9 protein-coding genes are annotated in these 16,213 nt (G+C 71.1%); 2 read left to right on the forward strand and 7 right to left on the reverse strand.

The annotated features are described in order from the left end of the window. Positions 1-336: 336 nt before the first annotated feature. The 5 genes from KN815_RS35345 to KN815_RS35365 all read right to left on the reverse strand — a co-directional run bounded on the left by KN815_RS35345 (position 337) and on the right by KN815_RS35365 (position 8,670). Entirely contained in the window at positions 337-1,974 is a 1,638-nt protein-coding gene (locus tag KN815_RS35345) for an ABC-F family ATP-binding cassette domain-containing protein (RefSeq protein WP_216345932.1), read from the reverse strand. A gap of 70 nt (positions 1,975-2,044) precedes the next feature. Then, a complete protein-coding gene (locus tag KN815_RS35350) occupies positions 2,045-3,076 on the reverse strand; it encodes an oxidoreductase (protein ID WP_216345933.1) in 1,032 nt (343 codons plus the stop codon). Between the two features lie 265 nt (positions 3,077-3,341). Next, entirely contained in the window at positions 3,342-5,051 is a 1,710-nt protein-coding gene (locus KN815_RS35355) for a BCCT family transporter (protein ID WP_216345934.1), read from the reverse strand. A 168-nt stretch (positions 5,052-5,219) separates the two neighbouring features. Further along, on the reverse strand, positions 5,220-6,542 hold the full coding sequence (locus KN815_RS35360; RefSeq protein ID WP_216345935.1) for a M14 family metallopeptidase: 1,323 nt from the start codon (positions 6,540-6,542) through the stop codon (positions 5,220-5,222). A gap of 109 nt (positions 6,543-6,651) precedes the next feature. Beyond that, a complete protein-coding gene (locus KN815_RS35365; protein WP_253209433.1) occupies positions 6,652-8,670 on the reverse strand; it encodes a Xaa-Pro dipeptidyl-peptidase in 2,019 nt (672 codons plus the stop codon). A 185-nt stretch (positions 8,671-8,855) separates the two neighbouring features. Between KN815_RS35365 and KN815_RS35370 the strand changes: the two genes are divergently transcribed. Then, a complete protein-coding gene (locus tag KN815_RS35370) occupies positions 8,856-10,346 on the forward strand; it encodes a M1 family metallopeptidase (protein WP_216345936.1) in 1,491 nt (496 codons plus the stop codon). A 109-nt stretch (positions 10,347-10,455) separates the two neighbouring features. Here KN815_RS35370 and KN815_RS35375 read toward each other — a convergent pair whose 3' ends face one another. Then, positions 10,456-11,313, reverse strand: a complete 858-nt coding sequence (locus KN815_RS35375) for an oxygenase MpaB family protein (RefSeq protein ID WP_216345937.1) — start codon at positions 11,311-11,313, stop codon at positions 10,456-10,458. 39 nt (positions 11,314-11,352) lie between these two features. Beyond that, entirely contained in the window at positions 11,353-15,093 is a 3,741-nt protein-coding gene (locus KN815_RS35380; RefSeq protein WP_216345938.1) for a glycoside hydrolase family 2 TIM barrel-domain containing protein, read from the reverse strand. A gap of 299 nt (positions 15,094-15,392) precedes the next feature. Here KN815_RS35380 and KN815_RS35385 point away from each other — a divergent pair, with 299 nt between their 5' ends. After that, complete coding sequence (locus KN815_RS35385) at positions 15,393-16,136, forward strand: MerR family transcriptional regulator (protein ID WP_216345939.1); 744 nt, start codon at positions 15,393-15,395, stop codon at positions 16,134-16,136. Positions 16,137-16,213: the final 77 nt, after the last annotated feature.

Consider the following 16,213-nt stretch of genomic DNA (forward strand, 5'->3'; position numbering starts at 1 on the left):
CTCCGGGCTGGGCGCGCCTCGCGGGCCACGGGCCCGCGAGGCCGCCACCGGTTGCGGGTCCCGCCACCGGTTGCGGGCCCGCCGAGACGGCGAGGACCGACCCGGGCCGGACGGCGGCCCCACCCATCCAGCCGCCCAGACGCAGCTCGCCACCTGCGGATCGGCCCAACCTCCACCACGGGAGACGCCGTGGCGAGGAGGTCGCACCACGACGGGTAGCGGCCACCCGGACCTGGCCTGGTGGCCCCACCTCCCGGAGACCTGCGCCCCAACCGGTCTGCGGGTGCCGGGCGTTGTGGCCCTCGGGCTCGGCGAGCACGAGGCCGGGTCGGCGGGTCAGACCTCGATGACGCGGCCTTCGGAGACCGCGAGGCGGCGGGTGGTGTGGACCGCGTCGAGCATGCGGCGGTCGTGGGTGACCAGGAGCAGGGTGCCGGTGTAGGAGGCCAGTGCCGACTCGAGTTGCTCGATGGCCGCCAGGTCCAGGTGGTTGGTGGGCTCGTCGAGAACCAGCAGGTTGACCCCGCGCGCCTGGAGGAGCGCCAGTGCCGAACGGGTCCGCTCCCCGGGGGACAGCGTGGCGGCGGACCGCAGCACATGGTCGGCCTTGAGGCCGAACTTGGCCAGAAGCGTCCGTACGTCCGCGGGCGCCAGTTCCGGCACCGCAGCGCCGAAGGCCTCCAGCAGCGACTCGCGGCCGAAGAAGAGCGCGCGTGCCTGGTCGACCTCGCCGACCACCACACCGGGGCCGAGCGCCGCCGCGCCCGCGTCCAGTGGGAGGCGGCCGAGGAGGGCGGCGAGCAGGGTGGACTTTCCGGAGCCGTTCGCTCCGGTGACCGCGACCCGGTCGGCCCAGTCGATCTGGAGGTCGACCGGGCCGAAGCGGAAGTCACCGCGCCGTACCTCGGCGCCGCGCAGGGTCGCCACGACCGCACCCGCGCGCGGCGCAGCGGCGATCTCCATCCGCAGCTCCCACTCCTTGCGCGGCTCCTCGACCGCGTCCAGCCGCTCGATCAGCCGGTCGGTCTGGCGCGCCTTGGCAGCCTGCTTCTCGGTGGCCTCGACCCGGGCGTTGCGGCCGATCTTGTCGCCGTCGGTGGCCTTGCGGCGGGCGTTCTTGACGCCCTTCTCCATCCAGGCACGCTGGGTGCGGGCCCGGGCCTCCAGGGTGGTGCGGGTGTCCGCGTACTCCTCGTAGCGTTCGCGGGCGTGGCGGCGGGCCGTCTCCCGCTCCTCCAGATAGGCCTCGTAGCCGCCGCCGTAGAGGTTGACTCGCTGCTGGGCGAGGTCGAGTTCGAGCACCTTGTCGACCGTTCGGGCGAGGAATTCACGGTCGTGGCTGACGAGCACCGTACCGGCGCGCAGCCCACGGACGAAGATCTCGAGGCGTTGGAGTCCGTCGAGGTCGAGGTCGTTGGTGGGCTCGTCGAGCAGGAAGACGTCGTACCGGGAGAGGAGGAGCGAGGCGAGCCCGGCGCGCGCCGCCTGTCCCCCCGAGAGGGCGGTCATGGGACGGTCCAGGGAGACGTCGAGCCCGAGCGAAGCGGCGACTTCGTCGGCCCGCTCGTCGAGGTCGGCGGCGCCCAGGGAGAGCCAGCACTCCAGGGCGGTGGCGTATGCATCGTCCGCGCCGGGCGCGGCGTCCACGAGTGCCTGGGTGGCGGCGTCGAGCTCGGCCTGCGCGGCCGCGACCCCGGTGCGGCGGGCCAGGAAGTCCCGTACCGTCTCCCCTGGCCGCCGCTCGGGCTCCTGTGGGAGGTGGCCCACAGTGGCGTGCGGCGGGCTGAGGCGTACGGCCCCCTGCTCGGGATCGGTGAGGCCGGCGAGCAGGCGCAGCAGGGTGGACTTGCCCGCACCGTTGACGCCGACGAGCCCGATGACTTCGCCGGGGGCGACGACGAGGTCGAGCCCGGAGAAGAGGGTGCGGTCCCCGTGTGCGGCGGCGAGGTCTTTGGCGACGAGAGTGGCAGTCATCAGAGGGCCGATCCTAGTCGCCGCCGGCTGCCGCCTGCCCAAGGCAGGGGAACCGGGCCCGAGGCGAGCTCTATCGGCGCGCCACCGGCGTCACCAGAACCACGTCGCTCGTGCGGGCCACCACGAACGACTGGCCCCGCACCGCGCGCGCCGCCAGGGGAATCCGATGGATCCCCGGCTCCACCGAGGCGTCGAAGAGCTCATGCGCATGGGTACGGGAGAGCCGGTCGAGCCGGTGGGCGACCAGCCTCACCCGGCACTCGGAGGCCACCTCCACCACCGCCTCGCCGCCACCCGCTGTGAGGCCGACAAGGCGGCGGTCGTGGGGGGTGCGTTCCAGGGCCTGTTCGACCTGGGCGACGAGCACGGGGACGATGGGGGCGAGCGCGGTCACCAGGACGGCCTGGGAGCGCGCGGCCGCGAAGGCGACCCGTACGGCGTCGCGCTCCTCCTGTCCGACCGTCCGGCCGAAGACCACCGCTCGGTACTTCCGCAGCTCCTCGGCGAGCGCCCCCACCGCGTCAAGAGTGATCTCGGCGCCGATGCCGATGCGCCGCAGCGCCGCGGCGAGCCTGGCGAGAACGGCCGCGCGCTGCCCGATCAGCAACACCCGGGGGCCGGTCGGGAGCTCGTGCGCGCCGTCGGTGAGCAGCAGCCGCTCCAGGACGGCGCGGTACTGCTCGCCGCGGAAGCGGTACGGGCCGATGCCGTGGTAACCGTTGAGGTCGATGTCGGGGCTCTCGTCCGTCTGCCAGACGAAATCCCGCCAGACGAAGTCCGCCCCCTCGCGCTCGATCACCACGGTGACGGCGCCGCACTCCAGCCCCTCACACTCCGGGCAGCGGTAGATGACGAACCGGCCGCCCTCCAACGGCGCGCCGGTCTCCAGCAGCAGCCTGCGGACCTGCTCGGTGAAGATGGACGGGCCGAGGCCGGAGGCGAGCGGCGAGACCGCGTCGAGATCGGCGAGGCGTCGCAGCAGCGGTCGGCCGTCCACCACGAAGTCCAGGAAATCGCGGTGTATGTGGTACGCACCGTTGGTCAGGACACCGCCGGCGCGCACCGCCGGCGTCAGCCCGAAGGTCACGTACGTGGGGTTCATGCCCCAAGTATTCCCGCTTTGCGACACCATGGCCGCGACTCGCCCCGCGCACACCGGCACAAGGGATGAATCCGGAGCGCGGGGACGGACGGGCCGGTGCCATGGAGGGCCGACGGGCCCCGCTGCCGACTAAGACGGCGGACGCGATGCCCGCTGAAGCTACACGTCGCCTGACGGTCATTCGGTTCTCAACTTGCCCCTGTGCAACCTGACTTGCCCCTTCGACCGTACGTGCGATCCATTGGGGGAGGCCGATGACGCGCCATCACTTCTCCGACCCGGTGGCAGGCCGCTTCCCGCCACTGGCGTCTCCGGCGGCAGCGCCGTCGCCGTTCCTCATCGGGCCGATTCGGATCTCGAACTCGCCGTCGTACTTCTCATGACCGGCGATGACCGCCATCTCGACGGCCTCCTCGCCCCGCTCGCCCCGCACGATCAGCGGATCGCGGCGCAGATCCTTCATCAGCGCCCAGCACAGCCCCACCATCACCAGAGTGAAGGGCGCCGCCACCAGGATCGTCAGGTTCTGCAACCCGGTGAGGGCGTCGTCCTCACCACCGCCGATCAGCAGCATGACGGCCGCCACCGCGCCGGTGACCACGCCCCAGAAGACGACGACGAAGCGGGTCGGCTCGAAGGTGCCCTTCTGCGAGAGCGTGCCCATCACGATGGACGCCGCGTCGGCGCCGGAGACGAAGAAGATGCCGACGAGGACCATGACCAGAATGCTCATGGCAGTGGCGATCGGGTACTCGTGCAGGACCGCGAACAGCCTGGCTTCGGGGGTGGAGTCGTCGCCGAGCCGGCCCATCTCCTGTAGCTTCATCGCCGAGCTGCCGAAGATGGCGAACCAGATCAGGCTGACCGTGCTCGGCACCAGGATGACGCCGCCCACGAACTGCCGGATGGTGCGGCCCCGGCTGATCCTGGCGATGAACATGCCGACGAACGGCGTCCAGGAGATCCACCAGGCCCAGTAGAAGACGGTCCAGTCGCCCAGCCACGACGCGACCGATTCGCCGCCGGTCGCCTCGGTGCGGCCGGCTAGCTGCGCCAGGTCGCCGACGTAGGAGGCGATGGAGGTCGGAACCATATCGAGGATGACGATGGTCGGACCGGCCACGAAGACGAAGACCGCGAGGAAGAGCGCCAGCACCATGTTGATGTTGGACAGCCACTGGATGCCCTTGGCGACACCCGAGACGGCGGACGCGATGAAGGCGACGGTCAGGATCGCGATGACGGCGACCAGCAGCCCGGTGCCCACGTCGCTCTTCCAGCCCAGCACCTCTATACCACTGCCGATCTGAAGCGCGCCGAGACCGAGCGAGGCGGCGGAGCCGAAGAGCGTGGCGAAGATGGCCAGGATGTCGATGACCCGGCCGCCCCAGCCGTTGGCGTTCTTCGAGCCGATGAGCGGGGTGAAGACCGCGCTGATCGTCTGCCGGCGGCCACGGCGGAAGGTGCTGTACGCGATGGCCAGGCCGACGACCGCGTAGATGGCCCAGGGGTGCAGCGTCCAGTGGAAGAGTGTGGTGGACATCGCGGTCTGCATCTTCTCGGCCGCGCTGCCGGGGTCGGTCCCGGGCGGCGGGGAGACGAAGTGTGACAGCGGCTCACTCACGCCGTAGAACATCAGACCGATGCCCATGCCCGCGCTGAACATCATCGCGACCCATGAGACGGTGCGGAATTCGGGTTCCTCGCCTTCCTTTCCGAGGGTGATCTTGCCGTAGCGGCTCATGGCCAGCCAGAGGGCGAAGATCACGAATCCCGACGCGGTCAGGACGAAGGCCCATCCACCGTTGTGGATCAGCCCGGAGAGCATGCTGTTCGAGACGCTCTCCAGGGTGCCGGTGGCGACGGCTCCCCAGATGACGAAGGCCAGCGTGAGCGCGGCGGAGACGCCGAACACCACGCGGTCCGTCCGGGGGGCCGCATGGGGCCCGGCGGAGTCGGCGCCGGGAGTATCCACGGTGGCCGGAGGATCGCCGCCGACGTCCCCCGCGCTTGTACCTGTCTGCGGCACGCAAAAAGCCTTTCACTGGGGGTTTGGCTGACGGATTTCCGGCTACCCAGGCCCCTGAGATGCATGCCAACCGGCCACGTGGCCGGTGCTTCAGTATGCCATCAATGCGTCATGTCAGCATTTGTCCACCGGCTGCCCGGTGGTGAGGTGGTACGCGGCGCGGCCATCAAGGAGCAGCGGTACGAGCGCGCGAGCCGACTGGCGCAGCGGTACGAACGCGCCCCCGTCGCCCTTGACATGCCGGGCCGTCACCCCGTGCAGTGCCAGTTCGTCCCGCACCTCGCCGTATTGGGCGGCGTCCAGCCGGTAGCCGCACGGCGGATCCGTCAGGACCGTGCCCTCCTGTGGCGGTTCGTTGTCCGCGCCACCGAGGTAGACCGGGCCCCGGTCGGCGTAGCCGGCCAGCCGCGCCGAGGTCGTGGCCGCCTCGATCCGGCCGCGGCGCTCGGTGATGAAGTCGAAGGCGCCGTTCAGTGCGGCCAGATGGGAGCCCACCCGGCGGCGGTTGTTGACGGCGGGGTCGGCCTTCTCGGCGTCGGTGAGCGGGTCGACCCGGGTCTCGACCAGCAACCCTATGGAGTGCTTGACGCCCGCGGTGTTCCGCAGGATCCGCTCCTGTCCGTCGCCCGCCACCTGCTTGACCGGCTCCCCGGTTTCGGGGTCGGTCCAGATGCCGTAGACGCCGGTGGTGTGGCCCGCGGCCTCGACGCTCGGGCGCACATAGGTGTCCGACAGGGTCCGCGCCTCGTGGTGCACCGGGTCCTGGGTGTTGAGGTTGCGCGGCCACAGCGCCAGCAGGTCCTTCATGTAGTACGGGACGGTCGCGCCGTACTCATGCAGGTCGTAGACGGTGTCCGGGCGCCAGTCGCGGATGACGCCCGCCATCGCGCGGGACTCGGCGGTGGAGAGCGCGATGTGGTCGCGGTTGATGTCCACGCCGTCGGAGTTGCCGCGGGTGTCGGCGGCGCGGCCGTCGGGGTTGGCGGTCGGGACGACGAGCACCTGGGTGTGCTCCAGGAAGCGGCGGGTCCGGCGGTCCTCGGCGTAGGCGAGGTCGCGGACGGTGGACAGACACGCCTCGCGGCCGGAGGGCTCGTCGCCGTGCTGGGAGCAGATCAGCAGCAGGACGTTGCCGCGCGCCGCCTTGCCCGGGTCGGCGGGCGCGGCCGGGGCGCCGATCCGCACCAGCCGCAGCGGGCGCCCCTGGGCGGTGGCGCCGATCCGGTCGACGGCCACGCGCGGGGCGGACTTGTCGACGGCGGCGAGGAAGTCCGCCTCCTCGGCCTGGGTGGTCCACCGTGCGCCATGGCTGATCTCGAACCCCGTACGCGGCGGACGCTGCGCGGCCCGCGCGGGCGCGCTGAGGAACGACCCGGTCAGCAGCGCACCGATCGCGCCGCAGGCGGCGCTGCGGATGAGGGGTGACCGCGTGAACACGAAGGACCTCCTGAGGTGAGAGGGATACGTGGGGCGATGCCGGTGATGGCGTCCTGCCGGGCCGCCGCCGATGGGCCCCCGCGCGGCGGCGGGGGCCCACCGGCGCGGGTCAGTCGTGGGTGGACGTGGACGTGGACGTGGACGGGAGGGGGTCGCGGTGCTGCGGGGCCCGTACGCCCTTCAGGGGCGCTGTGGCCGCCGTACGCGAGGGAGCGGCCGCGGCCTTCGGGGCGCCGCCGACCAGCGGCAGCCGGGCCGAGGTGCGGGGCAGGTCCAGCGTCAGCCGCGGAGTGGTGGACGGCGGTTCGAGCAGGCCCGCGTCGGTGCCCGCGATGATCAGTCCGAGGCGGTGGCCGGCCGGGACGACATGGTCGGTGGCCGCGAGGTCCAGGGTGATGGTGTACGCCTTGCCCGGGGTCAGCGGGCGGCCCTTGCCGTCGTCCGCGAAGTTGCCGAGGTCGGCCCAGCCCCGGCTGAAGACCGTGTAGTCGACGTTGGCCCGGTCCGCGGCGGTCTCCTTGAAGCAGGCGCTGTCGCCCGCCGTGCTGCTGCCCCAGCAGGTGCGCCGGTCGAGGGTGGTGATGCCCTCGCCGCTCGCCGTGTAGTTCCGGATGGTGGCCGGGCCGAGGTCGACCAGGACCGCGGAGAGATGGGCGCTCGCGGTGGAGGGCGTGGCGGTGACGGTGACCGTGCCGGAGCCGGACAGCCGCAGGTCCTTCTTCAGCGCACCGGTGGTGAAGCCCGCCTTGCCGGGCGTCGAGGTGTCGATCGCCGCGGACCAGTCAGCCTCGCCCAGCGCGGGGTCGTCGGTGAAGGTCTCCGTGGCGCCGGGCTCGGCCCGTTCGGTGCCGAGCACGCCCACTCCTGCCGTGGCGCCGCCGCGCGGACGCAATGTGGTCTGCCGGGTGCCGGACGGGGGCCAGACCTGGTCGGTGGACCACTGGTCGGGGGCGCGCTCGACATCGGCCATCGGCTCGCGCTCGATGCCGTTGTCGATGCCGAGCAGGTAGTGGTCGAACCAGCGGTGCAGGGTGCGCACCCACTCTCCGCGCCGGAAGTCGAACGGGTCGACATGCCCGGTCTGGGAGAGCCAGATCTTGCGCTCGACGCCCGCGTCGGCGAGCGCGTTCCACCACTGTCCGAGGTGCTTGGTGCGGACGTTGAGGTCCTGTGCGCCGTGCACGGCGAAGACGCTGGCCCGCACCTTGTCGGCGGCCGGCACATAGTCGCGCTCGCTCCACAGCCCGGTCCGGTCGCCGCTGCGCGGGGCGCCCTCGACGAGACGTTTCTGTACGGCGGCGCAGTGGGCGCGGGCGTCGTCGCTCTCGACGGCGTCCGAGAGTCCGTCGGGGCCGGAGTCGTAGAGCGCGGCGCCCTTGGCGAAGTAGTAGTCGTACCAGGAGGAGATGGAGCCGATCGGCACGATGGTCTTGAGCCCCTTGACGCCGGTGGCTGCGACCCCGTTGGCGACGGTGCCGTCGTAGCTCTTGCCGATCATGCCGGTGGCGCCATTGGACCAGCTCGCCTTGACCGGCTGCCCGCCGGTGCGGGTGGAGTACGCGGTGGCGCGGCCGTTCAGCCAGTCGACCACGGCCTTGGCGGAGAGGATGTCGGAGCGGCCGCCGACGTCCACGCAGCCGTCGGAGCGGTTGGTTCCGGCGAGGTCGACCAGGACGGTGGCGTAGCCGCGCGGTACGAAGTAGTTGTCGTAGAAGAGCGGGAAGAGGACCGGATTCCCGGCGGCGTCATAGGTCTTGGTCTGGCTCTCGTTGCCGCGTCCGCAGCAGGAGTAGTAGGGGCTGGCGTCCATGATGACGGGGATGCGGCGGCCCTGTGCGGCGGGTTCGCGCGGCCGGACGATGTCGACGGCGACCCGGTCGGTCTTTCCGTCCGCGTCGCCGTCGATCGTGGTGTCCACCCATACCGATTCCCGGATGGCGTTCTCGTAGGAGTAGACGGGTCTGCTCTCGGATCCGCTGTCCGATGTGGTCGGCGCGGCGGAGGCGGCGTGGGCGGCCGGGGCGCCGAGCGGTGGCAGCAGGGATATGGCGGCCGCGACCAGCGCGGTGACCGCCGACAGCACAAGCGTGGTCCAGGGGGTGCGGGGTGTCCGCGTCTGTAGCAGCACGGCCGGACGGTAGCGCGAGTCAACTCCCGTACAGAAGAGGGCGATAGGTGTCGCGATGGTGTCCGAGTCGATTCGCGTTGCGGCCGGATGTCGATTGGATGTCGGACGGCGTGATGGACGTGAGGTGCGGGTGAGGAGTACATAAGGTCACGAGTGATCGTTCTCCCCTACGAGTTGGAGGACTCGTGCGTCACCACAGACTTCTCGTCCCGGGCGCGGCCGCGGCCTGCCTGCTGCTGGCGATCCCGGCGTCGGCGGCCGACGCCACGCCGGGCGCCCCCGGCATCGGGGACTCCTACTACCCCTCGTACGGCAACGGCGGGTACGACGTCTCCCATTACAACCTTCGGCTGAAGTACCAGCCGAAGACCGACCGGCTGGAGGGCACGGCGACGATCCTGGCCGACGCCCGGCAGGATCTGTCCCGGTTCAACCTGGACTTCGCGCTCGATGTGAGCGAGGTGCTGGTGGGCGGGAAGAAGGCCGCGTTCACCAAGACCGGCGACCATGAGCTGGAGATCACCCCGGCCGCGCCGCTGACCTCCGACCGCCCCTTCACCGTGGTCGTGCGCTACAGCGGCACCCCCTCGAAGGTGGTGGCGAGCGGGTTCACCTCATGGCTGCGCACCCCGGACGGCGGGATCGCGGCCAATGAGCCGGAGTCGGCGTGGTGGTGGTACCCGAGCAATGACCATCCGCTCGACAAGGCCACCTACGACGTGTCGGTGGCGGTGCCGGACGGAACGCAGGCGCTCAGCAACGGCACCCTCCAGTCGACCAGCTCCCAGTTGGGCTGGACGCGCTACAACTGGCGCTCCAGCAAGCCGCAGGCCACGTATCTGACCACGCTGGCGGTCGGCAAGTTCGACATCACGACGGACACGACCGCGAACGGTCTGCCGGTGATCAACGCCTACAGCAAGGACCTCGGGGACAACGCGGGGGCGGCGCGGGCGAGCGTGGAGCGGTCGGCGGAGATCGTGGACTGGGAGTCCACCGTCTTCGGCCCGTACCCCTTCGACGCGCTGGGCGGCTATGTGCCCAATGTGCCCACGGGCTACGCGCTGGAGACCCAGACCCGGCCGTTCTACAGCCCGAAGGGGTTCGCCAAGGGCGCGAACACCTCGCTGGTCGTGCATGAGCTGGCCCATCAGTGGTTCGGCGACAGCGTCTCGCTGAAGGACTGGCGCGACATCTGGGTCAACGAGGGCTTCGCCAGCTATGCCCAGTGGCTGTGGTCGGAGAAGGAGGGCGAGGGCACCGCGCAGGAGCTGGCGGACTACACCTACGCCTCCTACCCGGCCGACGACCCCTTCTGGAAGGTCGAGCCGGGCAACCCGGGGCCGGAGAACCAGTTCCATGACGCGGTGTACGACCGGGGCGCGCTGGCCCTCCAGGCGCTGCGGAACCACATCGGCGACAAGGACTTCTTCGCGATCCTCAAGGGCTGGACGGCGAAGAACCGGTACGGGAACGCCTCGGTCAAGGACTTCGTGACCTACGCGGAGAAGGTGTCCGGCAAGCCGCTGGCCACGCTCTTCGACACCTGGCTGTTCACCCCGTCGAAGCCCGCCGCGGCAAAGGCGCGGGCGGCCGAGCTGAGCCCGGCCAAGGCGCCGGTACGGCCGAAGTCGTGGCAGCGGATCCAGGACACGCACAGCACCCACGGCCGCTGAGCCGAAAAGCCCCGGCCGGATCTTCCACCCCGGCCGGGGCACTGTGGCCTTCCACCCCGGCCGGGGCCCGGCGCCGCCGTGCTGCGATGGCGCTCGGCATATCCCCTGGTCACGGCCGTCCGGCTCGGGCGCGGCGCCGGGCCTCACGCGCGATGGGCAGATAGCGCAGCCGCTCGGGCAGCAGCGGGACCACCACCCGGACGACCCTCCCGAACCACCGCAGCCGCCGCTCCTGCCCCCGCGTCCATCCCAGCCCGATCGCCTCCCGGGCGTCCGGCGGCATCAGCCCGGCGGTGAGGAACGCGCGGAAGCGGGTGAACAGCGGGCGCAGCAGCGGCCACAGCAGCCGCGGCAGCGGGACGGGCGGCGGGACGGGCGCGTCGGGCGCGGCCAGTTCACGGGCGACGACGGTCGGCTCCAGCCGTTCGCGCACCATCGCGTGGTAGTAGGGCCAGAACTCCTCGACGGATCCCGGCAGCTCACGGTCGTCGATGCCCAGCACGCGTCCGATCCGCAGCCATTCCCCGTACAGTTGCCGCTCCTCGGCGGCGGTGAAGGGGCGGGTGCCCAGATAGCGCTGGGCGCGCAGATAGACCGGATAGCCGGTGGCGTGCACCCAGGCATAGACGGGCGGGTCCAGCGCGCGGTACGGGCGGCCGTGTGCGTCGACGCCCTCGATGGCCGCGTGGAGCCTGCGCAGCCGGCGGCCCTCCGCCTCGGCCCGCGCCCCGCCGTACACCCATAGCTGCACCGACCGCAGGGAGCGCTCGCCGCGCCCCCAGGGGTCGGTGCGGAAGACGGAGTACTGGTCCACGCCCGCCCCGACGGCCGGATGCGCCACCTGCATGGTCATCGCGGCCGGCAGGGCGAGCAGGCTGCGCAGCTCCCCCGCCACGGCCCACAGGATGCCGCCGGCGGGCGGCGGGTCGTGGCCTTCGGTGGGGCGGCGGGGGCGCTGCGTGCTCATGGGACCATCGGCGTGCTCATGGGACCATCGGTGGTGCGGTTACTTCCCTCCTGTTCCAGTGTGCGCCCCCGCGCCGCCGGTGAGCGGGCGCAGGGTCAGCGTGTAGTCGTAGGCGCTGTCGGCCTTCACCCGGTACTGGTCGCGCACCGGGTTGGGGGTGTCGCCGGCGCCGGTGACCGCGTGGTCGGCGTGCAGGGTGTTCCAGCCGTCGTTGCGCTTGAGGAAGTGCGGATAGGCGGCGCGGTCGAGTTCGTCGTACGCGCTGGCGCCCGCCTCCAGATCGCCGGAGACCAGCAGTCCGGCACCGCCGCGGTCGGTGAGGGACGCCCAGCGCACATCGTCGTGGTTGCCGTGGTCCTGCGGCTTCAGATACTCCACGTACTGGTCCTCGACCGAGGAGGACCAGACGCCCATGGGCGTGCCGTCCTTACGGTCGTTGAAGTTCTCCACCGGTCCGCGCCCGTACCACCGGAAGGTGCCGTACCGCTCGGGCACCTTGAGCTGGAGACCGATCCTGGGCAGATATGACAGGGTGCGGAAGCCGCCGCGCGCCTCGACCTGATGCCGGATCCGGACCTGGCCCGCGCCATCGACCCGGTAGGCCACGGTCTGGCCGAAGGACGCGCCGGTCACATCGGGCGCGGCGGCCGTGGAGCGGACGGTGACGGTGACCGTGCCGTCGTCGCCGGGGGTCACCTCGACCCCGTCGACGGTGGTGCGCAGCCGGTCGAGGCCCAGGGTCCGCCAGCGCTTGCCCTCGGCGGTGCCCCAGTCGGAGCGCTCATTGCTGATCGGGGCGCGCCAGGCGTCCAGTTCTGGGCCGGAGCGGAGCAGTTCGCGGCCCGCCACGCGCATCGAGGTGAGCGTGCCCGCCTTCTTGCCGAAGGTGTACTGGAAGTCCTCGCCACTGACCCGCACGGTGTCGCCACCCTCTTCGGCCTTGGCGGGTTCCTCGGCGGCCGGGGCCGGGGCGGGCTCGGGCACCTTGTCGCCGCCGACCGCGAACTGGCCGAAGGACACCACATGCCCGGCCTTGGCCCAGTCGGTGGAGTGAGCCGTGACGGCCCGCACGGTCAGATGGCGCTCATAGCCCCCGGGATTGGCGGGCGGCGCCGGGAGCTGGACCGTGGCGCTCTCGCCGGGCCCGACGTCCAGGGCGCGGGTGCCGCTCGCGACGGTCCGCGCGCCCTCGGTCACCGTCCAGCGCAGGGCGAGGTCATCGGTGCCGGTGAAGGCGCGCTCATTGGTGACCTTCACCTTGCCGGTGCGGGCGCCCTCGCCGCCCGGGTCGGTGATCCGGATCGGCGCCTGCACCCAGGCGAGCTGGGCGGTCTCCGGCTCCGGGTCGCGGTCGGCGGTGACCAGGCCGTCCACACCGGATTCATAGAGCCCGTAGGAGAGATAGCTGCCCTTACGGCTGAAGTCGTCGAAGTCGAGCGCGATCAGGGCGTCGCTGCGGGGGTCCTGGTCCTGGGCGAGCCGCTCCGCGCCGAGCGCCGTGTCATAGACCCGGACCTGGTCGATGGTGCCCTTGGCGGTGCGGCCGGTCCAGCCGTCCTCCATGGTGTCGTTGTTCCGGCCGACGCCGAGATCGAAGCCGGTGTAGTCGATACGGCCGCTCCACGCGGTCTCGGCGAGCTTCTTACCGTCGGCATAAAGGCGCAGCGCGGTGCCGTCGTAGGTGCCGGTGACCCGGTGCCAGGCGCCGGTCCAGCCGTCGGGCACGGGGGCGATGACGGTGCGGGGCTTACCGCCGCTGGTGATCGTGAATTCGAGGGTGTCCTTGTCCTTCATCCGCAGGACGTACTGGTCGCCCTTACTGACGATGGTGAAGTCCCCGGTCCACGGCTCGGCCGGTTTGACGCGGGCGTCGAGGGTGACGGCGCCGCCGGTGAGGTCGAGCTTCGGATCGCGGTAGATCTCGACGAAGTCGTCGAGACCGGACAGATACAGCGCCTTGCCCTTCCCGCCGTACCCGTCGACCACCTCGGGCTTGCCGGAGAGGGAGGCGGCGATGTCATTGCCGGAGGAGTCGGGGGTGGTGATCAGCGGACGGCGGATGTTCTGCTCGGCCCAGTCCCAGATGAAGCCGCCCTGGGCGTTCGGGTAGGCGCGCATCACCTCCCAGAACTCGCGGAAGTTGCCGAGGCTGTTGCCCATGGCGTGGGCGTACTCGCCCATCACGATGGGCTTGGTGAAGGTCTTGGCCTTGGCTTCGAGGGAGGCCGGGGTCGGATAGCGGGGTCCGGCGATGTCCGCGTAGGGCGCGTCGCCGTCGGGGCTGTTGGACTGGTGGTAGAGCGGGCGGGTGGGCTCGTTCGCCCGGGTCCACTGCGCCATCGCGTAGTGCGCCTTGCCCAGCCCGGCCTCGTTCCCGGTGTCCCACATGATGACGCTGGGGTGGTTCTTGTCGCGCTCCACCATGCCCTGGTGGCGCTCCAGGAACGCCTTCTGCCATTCGGGGCGCTCGGCCAGGCAGTCGTTCGGGCAGTTCTCGTGGCTGTGGGTCTCGACCTCCATCTCGTCGTCGATCAGGATGCCCTCGCGGTCGGCGAGTTCATAGAGATACGGGTCCGAGGGGTAGTGGGAGGTGCGGATCGCGTTGACGTTCAGCCGCTTCATCAGCCGGACGTCCTGTTCCATCCGGGCGCGGGTGGCATGGCGTCCGGTGGTGGGGTCGGTCTCGGCGCGGTTGACGCCACGGATCAGAACGCGCTTGCCGTTGAGCGTGAGCTGCTTGCCCTTGACCTCGATCTCTCGGAATCCGACGCTCTGGCGCACGGTCTGGATCGCCTTGCCGTCCGGATCGCGCAGGGTGAGCACCAGCGCATAGAGGTTCGGCGTCTCGTCGGACCATTTGGCGGGGTCGGCGATCTGGCCGGTCAGCTCGGCCTTTCCGGCGTTCTCCTCGGCCGTCAGCCGCCGTACCTCACGCCCCTTGGGGTCGTAGAGCACACCGGTGACCTGATGGGGTCCGCTCTTGTCGCTTCCGGTGCGCGCGATGTCCACTTCGGTGCGCAGCGTGGCGTCCCGGTAGGAGGCGTCGAGATCGGTGGTGACGTACGCGTCCTCCATGCGGGTCATGGGCGTGGAGTACAGCGATACGGAGCGGAAGATGCCCGCGTAGCGCCACTGGTCGTAGTCCTCCAGATACGATCCCGCGCTCCAGCGGTGCACCTGGACGGCGATCCGGTTGGTGGCGCCGGGACGCAGATAGTCGGTCACATCGAACTCGGCGGGCACATAGCCGCCCTGGTCGTAGCCGACGTAGTGGCCGTTGATCCACAGGAACCAGCCGGAGGTGACCCCGTCGAAGCGGATCACCTGCCGGCGCCCGTCCCAGTTCCGGGGCACCGTGACGTCCCGGACGTACGCCCCGGTCGGATTGGTGTCACGGGGCACCTTGGGCGGATCGTCCGGCGCCACCTCGCTCTGCACGTTGCGGAAGACCGGATGGTCGAGATCGTCGGTCTGCCAGGTGTGCGGGACCTGGACGCGCTGCCACGCCGAGGCGTCGTAGCCGTCCTTCCAGAAGCCGCTCGGGGCGTCCTCCGGCCGGTCGGCCATCGCGAACCGCCAGGATCCGTCCAGGCTGCGCTCCCACGCCGTGCGGTCGGGCCCGTCCGGCCGCAGCCGGGTGCGCGGGGGTTCCTGGCCCTCGCCGGTCCGCTCCGGGTCCTCGAGGTACGTATGCACATCGGCCGGGAACTTGCCCGCGTCCGACGGCCTCCCGACGGCCGTGTCCGCGGCCGTGAGACCGAGGCCAACAGCGGTGGTCATGGCGAGCACCGCCCCGATCAGTCGCCGCATCCCATATCTGCCGCGTTCCGAGCTCAATCCGACCCCACCTCACAGATTCGGAAGGAAACCAACAGAGCTGAACAGCGAGGCACGCTATTCATCGGTAAAGAGATCGTCAACAGGTCGTGCTGATCCCGGTGTTGAGCCAGTGGCGGGGAGAGGTTTCACAGCGGTGCTGCGACAGCAATACTGATGAACCCGATCGGGCAGCGGCCCGGCGGAGCAGATCGGGCAGCGGCCCGGCGGAGCAGGACGACGCGGAGAGCGAGGCACGGCCGATGACCACCCCCGGCACCGAGGAACCCACCCTCACCGTCGATGAACTGGCGGCCCGCGCCGGGGTGACCGTGCGCACCGTGCGCTTCTACAGCACCCGCGGACTGCTTCCGCCACCGGTGATCGGCCCGCGCCGGGTCGGCCACTACGGCCCCGAGCACCTCTCCCGGCTCGCGCTGATCGAACAGTTGCAGCGCCACGGCATGACCCTGTCCGCGATCGAGCGCTATCTGAGCCAATTGCCACCGGATCTGAGCGAGGACGATCTCGCGCTCCACCGCGCCCTGGTCGCCTCCTGGGGCCCGGACGCCCCCGAGGAGACGACCCGCGAGCAGTTGGACCGGCGGGCCGGGCGGGGGCTGACGGACGAGGACATCGACCGGCTGACCGCACTGGACGCCCTGGAGCGCACCGACGACCCGGACCGCTTCCGGATCGACCCCAAGGTGCTCCCTCTGGGGCTCCGGCTGCTGGACGTGCCGATCGAGATGGAGACCATACGCACGGCCCATTCGGTCGTCCTGGAACACACCCGCTCCGCGGCGCGCGAGCTGAGCCGGCTGTTCCGGGACGAGGTGTGGGGGCCCGAGCGCGATCACGAGTCCGGGAGCGGACCGGAGCGGGTACGGGCGAAGAAGTCGCTGTCGGCCGATATGCAGCCGCTGGTGGTGGAGGCGCTGGTGATCGCGTTCCAGCGGTCGATGAAGCATGAGCTGCGGGCCTGGTACGGGCAGGACGCGGACTGAGCGGGCCCGGGGCGGTGGCGAGCGGCCGGCCCACCGGGGCGGTGGCGAGCGGCCGGCCCGGGGCGGCGTGGCGAGCG

The sequence above is a fragment of the Streptomyces niphimycinicus genome (assembly GCF_018883605.1).
Taxonomy (GTDB): Bacteria; Actinomycetota; Actinomycetes; order Streptomycetales; family Streptomycetaceae; genus Streptomyces; species Streptomyces niphimycinicus.

Excerpts from the sequence above, each read along its gene's own strand:
- KN815_RS35375 (WP_216345937.1), bottom strand. The coding sequence starts at position 11,313 with ATGAGCACGCAGCGCCCCCGCCGCCCCACCGAAGGCCACGACCCGCCG.
- KN815_RS35385 (WP_216345939.1), top strand. The coding sequence starts at position 15,393 with ATGACCACCCCCGGCACCGAGGAACCCACCCTCACCGTCGATGAACTG.
- KN815_RS35345 (WP_216345932.1), bottom strand. The coding sequence starts at position 1,974 with ATGACTGCCACTCTCGTCGCCAAAGACCTCGCCGCCGCACACGGGGAC.
- KN815_RS35350 (WP_216345933.1), bottom strand. The coding sequence starts at position 3,076 with ATGAACCCCACGTACGTGACCTTCGGGCTGACGCCGGCGGTGCGCGCC.
- KN815_RS35380 (WP_216345938.1), bottom strand. The coding sequence starts at position 15,093 with ATGACCACCGCTGTTGGCCTCGGTCTCACGGCCGCGGACACGGCCGTC.